The sequence below is a fragment of the Paracoccus luteus genome, assembly GCF_004522155.1.
GTDB classification, from domain to species: Bacteria; Pseudomonadota; Alphaproteobacteria; order Rhodobacterales; family Rhodobacteraceae; genus Paracoccus; species Paracoccus luteus.
Genome location: NZ_SDEA01000012.1, coordinates 17,420 through 31,425, shown reverse-complemented (window position 1 = coordinate 31,425; position 14,006 = coordinate 17,420). Strand labels below are relative to the sequence as shown.

At 71.8% G+C, this 14,006-nt stretch carries 14 protein-coding genes; 5 read left to right on the top strand and 9 right to left on the bottom strand.

Annotation, left to right across the window (positions count from 1 at the left end; genetic code table 11):
• Positions 1-73: 73 nt before the first annotated feature.
• Positions 74-1,552, bottom strand: coding sequence for an NAD-dependent succinate-semialdehyde dehydrogenase (locus EPA64_RS13190; protein WP_134726823.1), 1,479 nt, complete (start codon positions 1,550-1,552; stop codon positions 74-76).
• Between the two features lie 170 nt (positions 1,553-1,722).
• Here EPA64_RS13190 and EPA64_RS13185 point away from each other — a divergent pair, with 170 nt between their 5' ends.
• Complete coding sequence (locus tag EPA64_RS13185) at positions 1,723-2,394, top strand: DUF1236 domain-containing protein (protein WP_134726822.1); 672 nt, start codon at positions 1,723-1,725, stop codon at positions 2,392-2,394.
• On the opposite strand, the gene EPA64_RS13180 is transcribed toward EPA64_RS13185, so the two are convergent.
• On the bottom strand, positions 2,385-3,449 hold the full coding sequence (locus tag EPA64_RS13180; RefSeq protein ID WP_134726821.1) for a P1 family peptidase: 1,065 nt from the start codon (positions 3,447-3,449) through the stop codon (positions 2,385-2,387). The genes EPA64_RS13185 and EPA64_RS13180 overlap by 10 nt on opposite strands.
• Positions 3,450-3,452: 3 nt before the next feature.
• Positions 3,453-4,193, bottom strand: coding sequence for a glucose 1-dehydrogenase (locus EPA64_RS13175; RefSeq protein WP_134726820.1), 741 nt, complete (start codon positions 4,191-4,193; stop codon positions 3,453-3,455).
• 127 nt (positions 4,194-4,320) lie between these two features.
• Here EPA64_RS13175 and msrA point away from each other — a divergent pair, with 127 nt between their 5' ends.
• Positions 4,321-4,989, top strand: coding sequence for a peptide-methionine (S)-S-oxide reductase MsrA (msrA, locus tag EPA64_RS13170; RefSeq protein ID WP_134726819.1), 669 nt, complete (start codon positions 4,321-4,323; stop codon positions 4,987-4,989).
• Positions 4,989-5,858 (top strand): 50S ribosomal protein L11 methyltransferase, encoded by an 870-nt coding sequence (locus EPA64_RS13165; RefSeq protein ID WP_134726818.1) that lies wholly within the window; start codon positions 4,989-4,991, stop codon positions 5,856-5,858. The genes msrA and EPA64_RS13165 overlap by 1 nt, the downstream gene beginning before the upstream one ends.
• Positions 5,859-5,989: 131 nt before the next feature.
• Here the strand turns inward: EPA64_RS13165 and EPA64_RS13160 are convergent, their stop codons facing one another.
• The 3 genes from EPA64_RS13160 to ubiA all read right to left on the bottom strand — a co-directional run bounded on the left by EPA64_RS13160 (position 5,990) and on the right by ubiA (position 9,896).
• Positions 5,990-6,328, bottom strand: coding sequence for a hypothetical protein (locus EPA64_RS13160; RefSeq protein WP_134726817.1), 339 nt, complete (start codon positions 6,326-6,328; stop codon positions 5,990-5,992).
• A 64-nt stretch (positions 6,329-6,392) separates the two neighbouring features.
• Positions 6,393-8,888, bottom strand: a complete 2,496-nt coding sequence (locus EPA64_RS13155; RefSeq protein ID WP_134726816.1) for an OmpA family protein — start codon at positions 8,886-8,888, stop codon at positions 6,393-6,395.
• 63 nt (positions 8,889-8,951) lie between these two features.
• Positions 8,952-9,896 carry a 4-hydroxybenzoate octaprenyltransferase gene (gene ubiA / locus EPA64_RS13150; RefSeq protein ID WP_134726815.1) on the bottom strand — a complete coding sequence of 315 codons (945 nt, stop codon included), beginning with the start codon at positions 9,894-9,896 and terminating at the stop codon, positions 8,952-8,954.
• Positions 9,897-9,908: 12 nt separating this feature from the next.
• Between ubiA and EPA64_RS13145 the strand changes: the two genes are divergently transcribed.
• Both EPA64_RS13145 and EPA64_RS13140 read left to right on the top strand, forming a co-directional pair.
• Positions 9,909-10,658, top strand: a complete 750-nt coding sequence (locus tag EPA64_RS13145; RefSeq protein ID WP_134726814.1) for a 16S rRNA (uracil(1498)-N(3))-methyltransferase — start codon at positions 9,909-9,911, stop codon at positions 10,656-10,658.
• A gap of 340 nt (positions 10,659-10,998) precedes the next feature.
• The gene (locus tag EPA64_RS13140) at positions 10,999-11,190 is read left to right on the top strand and encodes a DUF1127 domain-containing protein (RefSeq protein ID WP_134726813.1); all 192 of its coding nucleotides are present in this window, start codon (positions 10,999-11,001) and stop codon (positions 11,188-11,190) included.
• 116 nt (positions 11,191-11,306) lie between these two features.
• Here the strand turns inward: EPA64_RS13140 and EPA64_RS13135 are convergent, their stop codons facing one another.
• The 3 genes from EPA64_RS13135 to smpB form a co-directional block, all read right to left on the bottom strand.
• Positions 11,307-12,491, bottom strand: coding sequence for an amino acid aminotransferase (locus EPA64_RS13135; protein ID WP_134726812.1), 1,185 nt, complete (start codon positions 12,489-12,491; stop codon positions 11,307-11,309).
• On the bottom strand, positions 12,492-13,346 hold the full coding sequence (gene sseA, locus EPA64_RS13130; RefSeq protein WP_134726811.1) for a 3-mercaptopyruvate sulfurtransferase: 855 nt from the start codon (positions 13,344-13,346) through the stop codon (positions 12,492-12,494). It abuts the gene before it with no gap.
• Between the two features lie 87 nt (positions 13,347-13,433).
• On the bottom strand, positions 13,434-13,907 hold the full coding sequence (gene smpB / locus EPA64_RS13125; protein WP_134726810.1) for an SsrA-binding protein SmpB: 474 nt from the start codon (positions 13,905-13,907) through the stop codon (positions 13,434-13,436).
• Between the last annotated feature and the right edge of the window lie 99 nt (positions 13,908-14,006).

Below are 14,006 nucleotides of genomic sequence, written 5' to 3'. Positions count from 1 at the left end.
AGCCTGGCAGGCAGTTCCAAGGCCGCCCCGTTCTCAAGGGCGAACGCCATTTTGAAATCCGCCCCGCCCCCGATCAAACCGACAGGCAGACGTATTTCAGTTCCAGATAGTCCTCGATCCCGTGGCGCGACCCCTCGCGGCCCAGCCCCGATTGCTTGACGCCGCCGAAGGGGGCGACCTCGGTCGAGATGATGCCGGTGTTCACGCCGACGATGCCGTATTCCAGCGATTCCTGAACGCGCGTGATGCGGCCGATGTCGCGGGCATAGAAATAGGCGGCAAGGCCGAAGATCGTGTCGTTGGCCTTGGCGACCACCTCGTCCTCGGTGTCGAAGCGGAACAGGGGCGCAAGGGGGCCAAAGGTTTCCTCGGTCGCGACCTTGGCGTCCGCCGGAACCCCCGTCACCACCGTCGGCTGGAAGAACGAGCCGCCCAGGTCGTGGCGCTTGCCGCCCGTGACGACCTGCGCGCCGCGGTCCAGCGCGTCGGCGATATGCTCCTCGACCTTTTCCACCGCGTCGGCGTTGATCAGCGGGCCGGTGGTGGTCCCGTCCTTCAGCCCGTCGCCCACGGTCAGCTTGTCCACCGCCTTGGCCAGCCGCCGGGCGAACTCGTCATAGACGCCCGCCTGCACATAGATGCGGTTGGCGCAGACGCAGGTCTGGCCGTTGTTGCGGAACTTGGACGCCATCGCGCCATCGACCGCCGCGTCCAGGTCGGCGTCGTCGAAGACGATGAAGGGTGCGTTGCCGCCCAGCTCCATCGAGCATTTCAGCACCTGATCCGCCGCCTGCCGCAGCAGGATGCGCCCGACCTCGGTCGATCCGGTGAAGGTCAACTTTCGCACCGCCGGGTTCTCGCAGAACTCTTTCCCGATGTCGGACGACCGCGACGAGGTCACGACCGACAGGATGCCCTTGGGCAGCCCCGCGCGTTCCCCCAGCACGGCCAGCGCCAGCGCCGACAGCGGCGTTTCGGCGGCCGGACGGGCGACAAAGCCGCAGCCGACGGCCAGCGCCGGGCCGCATTTGCGGGTGATCATGGCGTTGGGAAAGTTCCAGGGCGTGATCGAGCCGACGACCCCGATCGGCTGGCGCAGCACGGTCAGGCGCTTGTCGGGCATGTGGCCGGGGATCGTCTCGCCATAGACGCGCTTGGCCTCCTCGCCGAACCACTCGATGAACGACGCGCCATAGGCGATCTCGCCCTTGGCCTCGGGCAGGGGCTTGCCCTGTTCGGCGGTCAGGATGCGGGCCAGATCGTCCTGATTCGCCATCATCAGGTCGAACCAGCGCCGCATCACCTGCGCGCGGTCCTTGGCGGTGCGCGCGGCCCAGTCCTTCATGGCGGCCGCCGCCGCCCCGATGGCGCGCCTGACCTCGGCGCGCGACAGGTCCGCGACCTCGGCGATGACATCGCCGCGGGCGGGGTTGCGGACCGGAAAGGTCCGGCCGTCGTCGGCATCGACCCATTCGCCCGCCACGAAGGCGCGGGTTTCCAGCAGCGACGGGTCTTTCAGCAGGGTGCGCAGGTCGGTCGAATGGGCGGTCATCGGATCCTCGGGGAAATTGGCGGCGGACGGTTGCGCGCATCCTGACCCCGCCGGACCGTCCTGTCCAGCCGCCACCCGACGCAACGATCTTGTGAACGAACCGGTCCGGCACGCCGCCTGTTGTCACCCCGCCAGCCGCTGAAAGGCGGCCGAACACAAGGAATGAACCGATGCGCAACCTTTTCCTGACCACCGCCGCCGCCGTGACCGTCCTTGCCGGGGCGGCGTCCGCCCAGACGATGGCCACCGCCGGGACCGACCTGAACCTGCGGTCCGGGCCGGATTCGACCGCGCCGGTGGTCGGCGTCATCGCCAACGGCGACGAGGTTTCCGTGACCGGCTGCATTGAGTCCGCCAACTGGTGCCAGGTCACCTACAAGGACCAGCAGGGCTGGGCCTATGGCGACTATCTGACTGCCAAGGTCGGTGACGCGATCCAGCCGCTTTATCCCAACCGCCAAGCCGTCGGCGTGACCGTGGTCGAGGCGCCCGCCCCCGATCCGGCCAACCAGGCCGCCGACGCCGCCGTGGGCGGCGCGACCGGGGCCGCGATGGGCGCGCTGATCGCCGGTCCGGTGGGCGCGGTCGTGGGCGGCGCGATCGGCGGTTCCGCCGGGGCCGCGGCCGACATGCAGCCCGCCCCCGAGGTCCAGACCTATATCACCGCCAATCCCCAGACCCCCGTCGTCCTTGACGGAGAGGTCGTGGTGGGCGCCGGCATCCCCGACTCGGTGACGCTTTACGAGATCCCCGAGCAGCCCGATTACCGCTATGTCGTGGTCAACGGCCAGCCGGTGCTGGTGAACCCGACGGACCGCCGGATCGTCTATATTTATCGCTGATCGTCGCCGGGTAATCCCTCACCCAAGGCATGGCGATGGGGCGGGACCGCACGGTCCCGCCCTTTGCCATGCGCCCAGGCGGGTTGCAGGTCGCCCGCGGCGGCCGTGGCGCTGAACACCGCCCGCGCCACGGCCCGCGCCAGCACGCAGGCGGCCGCATGCGACAGCATGAATGCGTCGGCGTGCGACAGCGCGAAGGCGTCGGCGGCGGGGCGCGCGGCGGTGGACAGGGCGAACACCAGGTCGCCGTCGAACGGGCTGTGCGACGGCACGATGGCGCGCGCCAGCCCGTCGTGCGCGGCCGTCGCCAGCCGCGTCAGCCCCGCCTTGTCCAGCGCGGCGTCGGTCGCGACGACGGCGATGGTCGTGGCCTCGCCCAGCCGCTTTTGCGCCACGGGCTCGTCGGCGGGCCGCCAGGGTCCGCCAAGGCCCAGGCCGCCGAACTCGGCGTCCAGTTCCCAGGGCGCGGCCCAGAACTGACCAGACGGCGCCGTCACCGACCCCAGCGCGTTCACCGCGACCAGCGCGCCGACCGTCGTTCCATCCGCCAGCACCGCCGAGGCGGAACCCAGCCCGCCTTTCCACTGCGCGGTCATCGCGCCCGTCCCTGCGCCCACACTGCCCAGGGCAAAGCGGGCTGCTGCCGCGTCCAGCGCCCGCCGCCCCAGCGCCGGATAGGGGTTGTCGGTCCAGCCCTTGTCGCCGCCGTTCAGCAGGTCGAACAGGATCGCGCCGGGCACGATGGGGACCAGCGCCGGACCCACGGCAAAGCCGCGCCCGGCCGCGCGCAGCCCCGCCATCACCCCGTCGCAGGCGCCAAGGCCGAACGCCGACCCGCCCGCCAGCACCAGCGCGTCCACCGCCTGCACCAGCTTGTCGGGCGCCAGCAGGTCGGTTTCCCGCGTGCCGGGCGCGCCGCCCATCACATGCACCCCGGCGGCAAAGGGCGCATCCGCCGTCAGCACCGTCACCCCGGATTTCAGCGCCGCGTCATCGGCATGGCCGACGCGCAGGCCGGCGACGTCGGTGATCAGGTTCAGCCGCCCCGGTCGCATGGCCTAGATGCAGCGCCCGCCGTCCACGGTCAGCACCGCGCCGGTGATCATCGCCGCCTCGTCCGAGGCGAGAAAGCAGGCGGCGTTGCCCAGATCCTCGGGCGTGGAAAAGCGGCCCAGCGGGATCGTCGCCAGGAACTTGGCGCGCATCTGGGGCGTGTCCTCGCCCAGGAATGAGGCCAGCAGCGGCGTCTCGCCCGCCACCGGGCACAGCGCGTTGACACGGACGCCGCCGGGCGCAAGCTCGATCGCCATCGATTTGGTCGCGGTGATCATCCAGCCCTTGGATGCGTTGTACCAGCTGAGCCGCGGGCGCGGCGACAGCCCGGCGGTGGACGCGATGTTGACGATCGACCCGCGGCCCATGTCGGTCATCGCGGGGACCAGCGCCCGCGCGGTCAGATAGACCGACTTGCAGTTGACGGCGAACACGCGGTCGAACTCGGCCTCGTCCACGTCCTGCATGGGGGTCGGCAGATGGGTGATGCCGGCGTTGTTGACCAGGATGTCCACGCGCCCCCAGGCCGCCAGCGCCGCGGCGGCCATTTCGGCCACGCTGTCGGCGTTCGACACGTCCACCGTATGGGCGAGGCCCCCCACCTCGGACACCAGGGCGCCGGCCGCCTCGGGGTTGATGTCGGCGACCATGATCTCGGCCCCTTCGGCTGCGAGCTTGCGGGCGATCCCCGCGCCGAACCCGGACCCGCCCCCCGTGACGATTGCCGTCCTGCCGGTCAGCCGCATGATCGTTTACTCCTCCGCACCCATTTTCCGCGCGCGACGCAGCTTGGCAGAACCTTGTGGCAGCGCAAGACGTTGTGCAATCGCCCTGCCGCCCCTAACTGTGGCGCAACATGAACAGGAGCCTGCCATGACCGCCCCCATTCACGCGATATTCGGCCGTCCGATGGGCGCCCCGGCCCCCCACGGATACGAGGAAATCGTGCTGGGCATGGGCTGTTACTGGGGGGTCGAGCGGCTGTTCTGGCAGCTGGACGGCGTCTGGCTGACCGAGGTCGGCTTTGCCGGCGGCACGGCCGACGACCCAAGCTATCGGCAGGTTTGCGCCGGCGGGACCGGCCACGCCGAGGTGGTGCGCGTCGTCTTCGACCCCAGCCGCGTCAGCCTGGAACAGATCCTGAAGGTTTTCTGGGAAAACCACGACCCGACCCAGGGCAACCGCCAGGGCAACGACGTGGGCGACCAGTATCGGTCGGTCATCTTCACCACCCACGACAGCCAGCAGACCGCGGCCGAGGCAAGCCGCGTCGATTACAACAACCGGCTGGCCGTGGCGGGCTTTCCCGCCATCACCACCCAGATCGCGCCGCTGACCCGTTTCTGGCGCGCCCGCGAAGAGGATCACCAGCAATACCTGCACAAGGTGCCTAACGGCTATTGCGGGCTGCGCGGGACCGGCGTGCAGGCGTCGCAGGCGGCTGCCCTGCACGAGGCGGCGGCGGGCGGCGGCGACGGCAATCCCGAACCCTCACCCTCGTCGTCGGGGGGCGGGTCGGCGGTCGCGGGCGGCGCCGCCTGATGCCCACCTGGACCGCGCTGACCACGGCGGCCGGGCGCGAGGCCGCCGAGGCGCTGGCCCTTGCCTGCGAGGATCTGGCGCCCGAGCCGTCGGGCACGGGCGTCTTCGAGATCGAGGACGGCTCCGGCCTGTGGGAGGTCGGCGCCTATTTCACCGAAAGCCCCGACCAGATCGCGCTGTCGCTGCTGGCCGCCGCGCACGGGGCGCGCCCCTTTGCGGTGTCCGAACTGCCCGAGGTGGACTGGGTCGCCCATGTCCGGCGCGAGCTGACGCCCGTCGTCGCGGGGCGGTTCTTCGTCCACGGCGCGCATGACGCCGACAAGGTGCCGCCCGGCGCGCAGGCCCTGTGCATCGAGGCGGCGATGGCCTTCGGCACCGGCCACCACGACACCACGCGCGGCTGCCTGCTGGCGCTGGACCGGCTGGCGACGGCCGGGGCGCTGTCGGGCCGCGTGGCCGACATCGGCTGCGGCACGGCGGTGCTGGCGATGGCCGCGGCCCGGGTGTTGCCGGGGGTGGTGCTGGCGGGCGACATCGACCCGCAGGCGGTGGAAACCGCCGCCGCCAACGTCATCGCCAACGGGCTGGCGGGTCGCGTGGAATGCGTCGTCTCGCAAGGCTTCGCCCATCCGCTGCTGGCCGATGCCGCGCCCTATGGGCTGATCTTCGCCAACATCCTCAAGCAGCCGCTGATCGACCTGGCCCCGCAGATGGCCGAAAACCTCGAGCCGGGCGGGCGGGCGATCCTGTCGGGCATCCTGACCACGCAGGCCGATCAGGTCGCCGCCGCCTATGCCGCGGCCGGTGCCCCGGTCGCCGCGCGCGAGGATCTGGGAGACTGGACGACGCTGGTCGTGCGCAAGGGCTAGGGCGGCGGCCTACGCCGGGCGATTGCGCGAGAACCGCTTGTGTCGGTATGGCGGCCAGTGCCCCGGTCGCCGCGCGCCACGATCCGGGGGACCGGGCGACGCTGGTCGCGCGCAAGGGCTAGGGCGGCGGCTTACGCCGGGCGATTGCGCGAGAAGCGCTTTTCGATATAGTCGCGCAGCTCCTCGATCTCGATCCGGCTTTCGCGCAGGCTGTCCGCGGCGGCCGCTGCCTCGGCCTCGGCCGTCGTCAGGCGGTCGGCCAGCTCGGCCTCGCGGGTTTTCAGATCCGCCACGGCCCGGTCGCGTGCCGTTTCGGCGTCGCGCAGTTGTCGGGCAAGGCGGTCCAGTTCGCCCGGCGCGGGGCGCGCGGGCCGGGACAGGCGGTGGATCAGCCAGCTGGCGAACCAGCCCAGCAGGAACGCCGCGAACAGCGAGGCGGCGGTGACGATGATGAAGTCCGACCGGTTCATGCGCCCAGTCTATGCCCGCGGACAGGCATTGTGAAAGGCCCGTTGCGCCGCCCGCGACGGCCGGTCAGGGCAGGTCGTCGGGGCGCGGCGGGGGGCGGTCGGCCGCACCGCCGCCGGGCGCGCCCCCAAGGCCGGCGGTCGAGGCCGCACCCCCCGGCAGAACGGGCGGCACGGGGGTTGTGATGCGGTCGCCGTCAACGGTGATCTCGGCGGGGCGCAGGGCGATGCCCTCGCGGGCGGCAATCTCGTCGGGGGTCGGCGGCAGGGGGGGCTGCGGGGCTGTGTCCGCGGCATCGTCGCCCGCGGTCGTCTCGTCCGCAGCCATTTCGTCGGCGCTCGGCTCCGGGGCGGGTTCGGCCTCGATGTCGCCGGGTTCGGGGCCGCCGACCGCCTCGGCCCCGTCGTCGCTTTCGGCGCCGACTTCGCTTTGCGCCATCGCCTCGTGATCCGGCGCGGCCGGGCTGTCCGCCGCGGGTCCGGTTGCGGGGCGAAGGTCGGTCATGATCGTCGCCGCCGCGCCGGGGCGCGCGCCGCCCGGCGGGGCCGCGCCCGCAAGCGCAGGCGGCAGGGCGGGCAGACCAGCGTCCGCCACACCCTCGGCGGCGGGGGCGGGGGCGGGCGCGGGCGGCAGGGTCGCACCCTCGGCCGTGACGCCGGTGACAGCGGCGGCGGGCGCGGGAACAGGGTTGACCGGCGTTTCCGCCAGCAGCCGGAACGCGATGCGGCGGTTCGCGGCGCGCCCCGCGTCGGTGTCGTTGGCGGCCACCGGATCGCTTTCGCCGTATCCGTGCGCGGTCAGGTTCCGCGTCGGCGCGCCCGCCTGACCCAGCGCGGCCAGCACCGCCTGCGCCCGGTCGGACGACAGTTCCGCGTTGAAGCTGTCGGACCCCTGCGCGTCGGTATGGGCGCCAATCTCGATGCGGAAATCGCCGCAGTCGGCCAGCGCCCCGGCCAGCCCCGCCAGCGCCGGCGCGGGGTCGCCGTCAAAGACCGCGCGGTTCAGTTCGAACGCCACCGGCGTCGCGGCCTGCGCCGCGTTCAGGCGGGCCACGCAGTCAGCGCCGGTCGGCAGGCCCAGCGACGGGTCCAGCCGTTCGTCATAGGCGATCGCCAGTTCATACCGCGCGCCCGGACCAAGCCGCGCGCCCAGCCGCTGCGCCGCCTCGGCCGAGGCGTTGCGGCTGCCCGACACGCCGGTCAGCCGGATCAGGTCGGGCGTGACCGTGACGGTGCCCCGGCGCAGCTGCGCCATCGCCTCAAGCGCGCCGATCACGCGCACGGTCCAGCCGGACGGCACGGTGCCATCCGCGCGCAGGGCGCTGTCGGCCGTGCCGAACCGGGCCTGCGCAAGGCTTTCGACCGCCGCGCGCATGCGTTCGTCGGTGATCCGCCCGCGCATGCGGATACCGTCCGGCGTGACCTCGGCGGTAAAGACGGCGGGGGTCGCGTCGTCGGCCGCGGGCGGCTGTTCGCGGGTCGCGGTCAGCGAGAACACGTCCGGCAGGGCCTGTTCCAGCCGCGCGGCCTGTTCGTCGAACAGCGCCTGCGGAACGGTCGCGGGGGCGTCCAGCGCCACCGCCGCGTCGGTCAGCGTGACCGATCCGGCGGGCAGCCCCGCCAGCGCGTCGATGACGGCGACAGCGGCCGCGCCCCATTGCGGCGAGGGCGCACCCAGCCCCAGCGCGCAGTCGGGCTGCGCGTCCACCCCCGCGGCCGCAGCGGCCGACAGGATGCTGTTGCGCGCCGCGTCCGTGTCGGCGGAACAGGCGTCGATGCGCAGCCCCGCGCCGGTGTGGACCAGCCGCAGGGTGAACGGCGTGATGACCGGGCGCGGCGCGCTGATGTCGGTGGTCAGGGTGACGCCCGGGGGCGTCGCGCGGGTCAGCGCCTCGGTCAGCCTTGCCTGTTCCGCCGCGCCGTCGGTGATGGCGGTGACGACGACCGCGCCGGCGGTGACCGACACCTTGCCGCGACGCGCCTGTCCGGCCGCCTGCACCCCAAGGTCCAGCGCCGCGTCCCACGCCGGCGGCGCGGGGTAATCGGCCAAATCCAGCAGGTCGGTCACCCGGCCCGCGCCTGCGCTGCGTTCCAGCCGCGCAATAAGCGCCGCCTGATCCAGCCCCGCGGGCGCCAGTCCGATGACCGAGATGCCCTGATCGTTGCTCAGCAGCTCGACCCGAAAGGCGGGGGGCTGCACCGCCTTGGGCGGGGTCACGGTCATGGCGTCGCGCACGCGCGCGGCATCGACGGCGGTTCCGGCGGCGGTGGCGGCGCGAAAACGGGCGATCTCGTCCGGGGCGGTGCCGGTCAGCCGCACCTGCAGCCCGTCGGTGGCGACGTGTGCCCAGTCAAGGCCCGCCGCGTCCAGCGCCGCGCGCACATCGCGGGCGGACCGCTGTTCGATCAGGTCGGCGGCCAGCTGGCCCGCGCCCCACGCGCCCGCGCCCGCAAGCCCCAGCACCACGACGGCCGCCACCGCGCCACCCGCCGACCGGCGGCGGGCGCGGCGGCGTTGCAGGGCAGGCTGGGGCGCGTCAGGTTCGTGGGTGGGTCGGGCCATCAGGCCTGCCTTGTCGCTGTTGGCGGATCAACGGGACTTAGGCGCTCGACCCCGTGCGCGCAATCAGGCCAGCCCCGCCGCGGCAAGAAACAGCGCAACCCACAGGCCCGCGTCGCGGTTGGACCTGAACAGCGCCAGCAGGCGGCCGTTGTCGTCCGGGTCAAAGCGGCGCATCTGCCACCACAGATGCGCGGCGAAACCGGCGATGCCGACCGTGACCAGCGCCGCCTGCACTGGCGTCGGGCGCGCCGCGGCCGCGGCCAGTGCCAGAAACAGCACCGCGACCGCGGCGAATGTCAGCAACCAGCGCGGCGTGTCGGCCCCGAACAGCCGCGCGGTGGATTTCACGCCGATCAGGGCGTCATCCTCGGTGTCCTGATGCGCATAGATGGTGTCATAGAACAGCGTCCACGCGATCCCCGCTGCATAGGCGAGAGCCGCGGCAGGATGCAGCGTGCCGCCATGCGCCGCGAACGCCAGCAGCGCGCCCCAGTTGAACGCCAGCCCCAGGAACACCTGCGGCCACCAGGTGAACCGCTTGGCAAAGGGATAGACCGCGACCAGCGCCAGCGAGGCCACGCCCAGCACGACCGCCGCCACGTTCAGCGTGAACAGCGCCAGCGCCCCCACGGCCAGCTGCGCGCCCAGCCAGGCAAAGGCCCCGCGCAGCGTGACCTGGCCCGACGGCAGCGGCCGCGACCGGGTGCGCGCGACCTGCGCGTCGAAATCGCGGTCGGTGATGTCGTTCCAGGTGCAGCCCGCGCCGCGCATCACGACGGCCCCCAGCGCGCAGACGGCGACGATCCACAGATCGACCCACGCCGGGCGGTCCACGATCATCGCCAGCCCCACCCCCCACCAGCAGGGCAGCAGCAGCAGCCACGTTCCGATGGGGCGGTCGGCGCGCGACAGACGCAGCCACGGCCGCCAGGGCGCGGGCGCCAGCCGGTCGACCCAGTTGCCCTTGGGCGCGTCTGACACCGTTTGCGTCGGGGCGGGGCGTTGCATAGGGTCGGCCTGATGGGAAAAATCAGGCTGTTCATAGACCACCCGCTTGCCGCCGGACAACCCGTGCCGCTGGACGGCGCGCAGGCGCATTACCTGTCCGGCGTGATGCGGCTGGCCGCCGGGGACGAACTTGCGGTCTTCAACGGGCGCGACGGCGAATGGCGGGCGCGGCTGACGCAGGCGGGAAAGCGCGGCGGCCTGGTCGAGCCGCTGGCCGCCAGCGGCCCGCAGGTCGATCCGCCCGACGTCTGGCTGGTCTTTGCGCCGCTGAAAAAGGCGCGGACCGACTTCATCGTCGAAAAGGCGGCCGAGCTGGGCGCGGCCCGCATCCTGCCCGTGCAGACCGACCACACCAACGCCGACCGCATCCGCCGCGACCGCCTGCAGGCCCACGCCGTCGAGGCGGCCGAGCAATGCGGCGGCACCTATGTCCCGCCCGTCGAGGATCTGCAGCCGCTGTCGCGCCTGCTGGACCGCTGGGACAGCGCGCGCCGCGTCCTGTGGGCCGACGAGGCGCTGGTAGGCCCGGCCGAGACGCTGGCCGCTTTGCCGCCCGGCCCCTGGGCGATCCTGATCGGGCCCGAGGGCGGCTGGTCGCCGGCCGAGCGGGCGCGGCTGTCGGGCACGGCGGGCGTGACGCGGGTCAGCCTGGGGCCGCGGGTGCTGCGCGCCGACACGGCCGCGGTCGCCGCGCTGACGCTGTGGCAGGCGGCGCTGGGCGACTGGCGCAAGGCTGCGCAGGCGAGTGCAAGCGCAAAATGAGCGGGCGGCCAAGTTGACGTTGGGGTAAGCTTTCCGCGTGCGACAAGATGTCCGGGGGCGTAAACCTTCTGTCAAGGCCGCGTTCGGCGCAAGGAAGCTGACCCGAATAAGGCCAGGGCGCAAAGAAACCGCGGGGATGGGCACCCAAGCGGGGCTTTGTTGCTTGGTTCACGCCGCCGTCAGCCATGTTTCACCGGCGTGAGTGGCGGGTGCCTTGCGCCTGGCGCATGACGGGCCTGCCCGCTTGCGCGTGGTCGCAGAACGGGCGGGTGGCTATATCCCAAGCACTCCCCGCTGATGCCTGCATCCGGCAGGCCCGCAAGAAAAAACAGGTTCCATCATGTCCACCTTCGATACCTTCCGCGCCCCCGCAGCCCCGTCGTTCGGCGTCGTCGCCAAGCTGCGCGAAATGATCTCGTCCTGGGCCGACGTCCGCGTCACCCGCAACGCGCTGAACCGCCTCAGCGACCGCGAGCTGGACGACATCGGCCTGAGCCGCAGCGACATCGAGCGCGTCGCCCGCGGCCTGTAATCGCCGCACCGGCCACGCGCCGGATTGATAAAGGCCGGGTCTTGCCCGGCCTTTCGTCATTCCACCCTCTGCCGCACAGGCCGGGCCAGCCGCCCGGCCTTTTGCATGCAAAGGCGTCAGACGCCCGCGTCCACGATGGCGCGCGCCAGAACCGGGACGCTGTCGCGGTTCAGCCCGGCGATGTTCAGGCGCGAATCCCCGACCATATAGATCGCCGCCTCTTCCTTGATCCGGCGGACCTGTTCGGGCGAGGCCCCCAGCCGCGAAAACATGCCCCGGTGCCGCGCCACGAAGTCGAAGCGGTCGGTCCCGGTCAGGTCGCGCAGTTCGGCCGCAAGCTGCTCGCGCAGGGCCAGCATGCCCAGCCGCACCTCCTCCAGCTCGGCCCGCCAGTCGGCGGTCAGGCCGTCGTCGTCAAGGATCGTCTGCACGATGCGCGCGCCGTGGTCGGGGGGGAAGGAATAGTTCTGCCGGTTCAGATAGGCCAGCGTGCCCTGCGCCACGTCGCGGGCGCCCGCGCCCTCAACCTGGACCATCAGCACGCCCGTGCGTTCACGATAGATGCCGAAGTTCTTGGAACAGGACGCCGCCACCATCGCCTCGGGCGCGCGCGACAGGATCAGCCGGGTGCCGGCCGCGTCCTCCTCCAGCCCGTCGCCGAAGCCCTGATAGGCCAGATCGATCAGCGGCACCGCGCCGGTGCGCTCAAGGATCGCCGACACCTCGGCCCACTGATCCAGCGTCAGGTTGGCGCCGGTCGGGTTGTGGCAGCAGCCGTGCAGCAGGACGACATCGCCCTGCTTCGCGCGCGCCAGATCGGCCTTCATCCCCTCGAAATCGACGCCGCGGGTGGCGTCGTCGAAATAGCGGTATTCGACGAAGGGCACGCCCATGAACTGCATGATCGACAGGTGGTTGGGCCAGGTCGGGTCGGACACATGGACGGTCACGCCGGGGTTGCCCAGCCGCGCCAGCTCCAGCGCCTGCCGGATCGCGCCGGTGCCGCCCACCGTGGACAGCGAGGCGGTGCGGCCCGCGTCCAGCCCGTCGCCCAGCACCATGCGGGCCATCGCCGCCAGATACGCAGGCTCGCCCGCCAGCGCGGTATAGGCCTTGGTCGTCTCGGCTTCCCAGATGCGCTTTTCGGCGGCCTTGACGGCGCGCATCACCGGGGTCAGCCCGGTCGGATCCTTGTAGACGCCGACCCCCAGGTCGATCTTGCCCTGCCGTGTGTCGGCCTTGAACTCGCCCATCAGGGCCAGGATCTTGTCGGGGGCTTGTGGTTTCAGGGCGGCGAACATTCAGGCGTCTCCGGTTGCAATTTTCAGGTCGGGAAAGCTGCCCCATTCGGTCCAGCTGCCGTCGTAAAGCGACCAGTCCCGCTTGCCGATGCGTTCCAGCGCCAGCGCCAGGCTGGCGGCGGTGATGCCCGACCCGCAGGTGGTGATGGCGGGGCGCGACAGGTCCACCCCGGCCGATTCAAAGGCGGCGCGCAGGGCGGCCGCGTCCTTCATCGTGCCGTCGGGGTTATAGAGGCTGCCCACCGGCACGTTCAGCGCGCCGGGGATGTGGCCGCTGCGCAGGCCGGGGCGCGGCTCGGGCGCGTCGCCGCGGAACCGTTCGGGCGGGCGCGCGTCGATGATGACGTGATCGCCCAGCTTGGACGCCGCCGCGACCTGCGTCACGTCGCGCACCCGCGCGGCCTGGCGCTGGACCGTCATGTGGCGGTCGCGGGTGACGGGGGGCATGTCCTCGGTGGCGCGGCCCTCGGCCCGCCACTTGGCAAAACCGCCGTCCAGCATGGCGACGTCGGACTTGCCCATCAGGCGGAAGGTCCACCAGACCCGCGCCGCCGAATGCACGTCGGAATTGTCGTAGACCACGACCTGGTGCCCGTCGCCGATGCCCATCGCGCGCAGGCGGCTGACGAACATTTCCGGCTGCGGCGCCATGTGGGGCAGGTCGCTGCGCGTGTCGGCGATGGCGTCGATGTCGAAGAACCGCGCGCCGGGGATGTGGGCGTCGCGGTATTCGGCCTGCGCGTCGCGCCCCGTGGCGGGCATGTGCCAGCTTGCGTCGATGATCCGCAGGTCGGGGTCGTTCAGATGCGCGGCCAGCCAGTCGGTGGAAACCACAGTGCGCGGATCGTCAGTCATGTCACCTCTCCCCAACCGCCTTGGCCGGGTTTAGCGGGCGGGGCGGGGGGCTGCAATCGCTGCCGGCGGCGCCGCATGCAAAGGGGATCAGCCCTGTTTCAGCAGGCGCTGCTTTTCGCGGCCCCAGTCGCGCTTGGCCTCGGTGTCGCGCTTGTCGTGGTTCTTCTTGCCCTTGGCCACGCCCAGCTTGAGCTTCACGATGCCGCGGTCGTTGAAATACATCACCAGCGGGATCAGGGTCATCCCCTCGCGCCCGACGGCCTGCCACAGCCGCGCCAGTTCCTTGCGGCTGACCAGCAGCTTGCGGCGCCGCCGTTCCTCGTGGCCGAAGACGCCGGCCTGCTTGTAGGCGGCGATATAGCCGTTGATCAGCCACAGTTCGCCCTGTTCGACGCTGGCATAGCTTTCGGCGATGTTGGACTGGCCGGTGCGCAGGGATTTCACCTCGGACCCGGTCAGGATGATGCCCACCTCGAGGTCGCTTTCGATGAAATAGTCGAACCGCGCCCGCCGGTTCTCGGCGATGATCTTGTAGTTGGGGTCGGATTTCGCTTGGGCCATGATCGGGTTCAGATAGGGGTGGGGGGCGCGCGTGTAAAGCCGCGCGGTGCCGGGCTTGCCCCCGCGCCGCCGCTGCCCCAAGGTCCGGCCGCAGCAGCA

What these genes read in the sequence shown, in the direction of transcription:
- ubiA (WP_134726815.1), bottom strand. Translation starts at nt 9,896, where the DNA reads ATGCAACGCCCCGCCCCGACGCAAACGGTGTCAGACGCGCCCAAGGGC.
- EPA64_RS13140 (WP_134726813.1), top strand. Translation starts at nt 10,999, where the DNA reads ATGTCCACCTTCGATACCTTCCGCGCCCCCGCAGCCCCGTCGTTCGGC.
- EPA64_RS13165 (WP_134726818.1), top strand. Translation starts at nt 4,989, where the DNA reads ATGCCCACCTGGACCGCGCTGACCACGGCGGCCGGGCGCGAGGCCGCC.
- EPA64_RS13185 (WP_134726822.1), top strand. Translation starts at nt 1,723, where the DNA reads ATGCGCAACCTTTTCCTGACCACCGCCGCCGCCGTGACCGTCCTTGCC.
- EPA64_RS13160 (WP_134726817.1), bottom strand. Translation starts at nt 6,328, where the DNA reads ATGAACCGGTCGGACTTCATCATCGTCACCGCCGCCTCGCTGTTCGCG.
- EPA64_RS13180 (WP_134726821.1), bottom strand. Translation starts at nt 3,449, where the DNA reads ATGCGACCGGGGCGGCTGAACCTGATCACCGACGTCGCCGGCCTGCGC.
- EPA64_RS13190 (WP_134726823.1), bottom strand. Translation starts at nt 1,552, where the DNA reads ATGACCGCCCATTCGACCGACCTGCGCACCCTGCTGAAAGACCCGTCG.
- EPA64_RS13135 (WP_134726812.1), bottom strand. Translation starts at nt 12,491, where the DNA reads ATGTTCGCCGCCCTGAAACCACAAGCCCCCGACAAGATCCTGGCCCTG.
- EPA64_RS13155 (WP_134726816.1), bottom strand. Translation starts at nt 8,888, where the DNA reads ATGGCCCGACCCACCCACGAACCTGACGCGCCCCAGCCTGCCCTGCAA.
- EPA64_RS13145 (WP_134726814.1), top strand. Translation starts at nt 9,909, where the DNA reads ATGGGAAAAATCAGGCTGTTCATAGACCACCCGCTTGCCGCCGGACAA.
- sseA (WP_134726811.1), bottom strand. Translation starts at nt 13,346, where the DNA reads ATGACTGACGATCCGCGCACTGTGGTTTCCACCGACTGGCTGGCCGCG.
- msrA (WP_134726819.1), top strand. Translation starts at nt 4,321, where the DNA reads ATGACCGCCCCCATTCACGCGATATTCGGCCGTCCGATGGGCGCCCCG.
- smpB (WP_134726810.1), bottom strand. Translation starts at nt 13,907, where the DNA reads ATGGCCCAAGCGAAATCCGACCCCAACTACAAGATCATCGCCGAGAAC.
- EPA64_RS13175 (WP_134726820.1), bottom strand. Translation starts at nt 4,193, where the DNA reads ATGCGGCTGACCGGCAGGACGGCAATCGTCACGGGGGGCGGGTCCGGG.